Origin of the sequence: Lysinibacillus sp. NPDC056185, assembly GCF_047737915.1 — a bacterium.
In the GTDB taxonomy this organism is placed as follows: Bacteria; Bacillota; Bacilli; order Bacillales_A; family Planococcaceae; genus Lysinibacillus.
Genome location: NZ_JBLLLQ010000119.1, coordinates 1 through 1,067, shown reverse-complemented (window position 1 = coordinate 1,067; position 1,067 = coordinate 1). Strand labels below are relative to the sequence as shown.

Genomic DNA, 1,067 nt, shown 5'->3' with positions numbered 1-1,067 from the left:
GAACAGGCCCTGGCGGAACTCGCAGCCCGGCCCGGCCTCGCCTGCGCGCCCCTGTTTCCCGGCCACCCGGTGATACAGGTCGTCGCATACGACGGCCGGCTCCTTGGCAGCGTCCGCCGCCACACGACCGGCGGGGTCACTCAGTGGATCGCCGTTCCCGCCACCACAGCCCATGAGATCAGCCCCTGTCGCAGTGTTCGCGCAGCTGCTCGGGCGCTGGCACGAGAGGCCGGCAAGCCGCACCGCAGAGTCACCGTGCACGCGGGCATCGGCGGCTGACGACAGCCACCGGAGCCCAGCCGCGCACCCTCGGAGAAAGGCTCGCTATGACCATGCCAGAAGGAATCGAACTCCGTTGTTCCACCGCTCTGTTCCGTAAGGGGACGGTCCTGCTGGTGCACCGCACCGGCACCGGGCTGGACTACTGGGTGCGGCCCGGTGGCACTCCGAGAGAAACCGAGAGTATGGCGGCCTGCGCTCGCCGGGAACTGGCTGAGGAGACCGGCCTCGCCGCAGAACCTGTGCGCGTGGCGTTCGTCCTCGAATCCATGGAACCAGGCCGCGGACCGCGCACCGTCGACCTCGTGTTCACCGTGACCGGCTCGGCGCACGGCCAGACCCCCGAGGCTCGCGAACCGGGCATGCAACCGAGCTTCGTCCCTCTCGACGAACTGCCGGACCTGGACCTACGACCACCCGTGGCCGGACACCTGCCCGGCCTGGCAGCCCACGGTGCCAGACGGTATGCGCCCTACCTCGGCAACCTCTGGCGACCTGGTCCGACCATCAACAGCACGACAATCGTCGACGCCTTCTACACCTTCGCACCCAGCGCCTCCGGGAGCCCGGAGGTGCGGTCCGTTCGGCGAGCGGACCGCGCCCCGGGTGCACTGTCGTGACTCCGGCGTTCAGGATGCCGCCGGAACGGCCTCCTGCTTCTCCAGGGCCGCGGCCTCCGCCGCCAGTCGGCGGCGGCGCGTGGCCGGGCCGAAGAGGGCCAGCACAAAGGCACCGACAGTCCAGGCCCCGGCGATGAACATTAAGACCGCCGAGTATCCGACGCCAAT

General features: G+C 69.9%; 2 protein-coding genes. Both read left to right on the top strand.

The window, feature by feature from the left end; translation table 11 throughout:
- The coding region (locus ACMZ42_RS27310) for a hypothetical protein (protein WP_415733469.1) at positions 1–279 on the top strand (279 nt) is incomplete at its 5' end.
- Positions 280–326: 47 nt separating this feature from the next.
- A complete protein-coding gene (locus ACMZ42_RS27305; RefSeq protein WP_415733468.1) occupies positions 327–899 on the top strand; it encodes an NUDIX hydrolase in 573 nt (190 codons plus the stop codon).
- Positions 900–1,067: the final 168 nt, after the last annotated feature.

Excerpts from the sequence above, each read along its gene's own strand:
- ACMZ42_RS27305 (WP_415733468.1), top strand. The coding sequence starts at position 327 with ATGACCATGCCAGAAGGAATCGAACTCCGTTGTTCCACCGCTCTGTTC.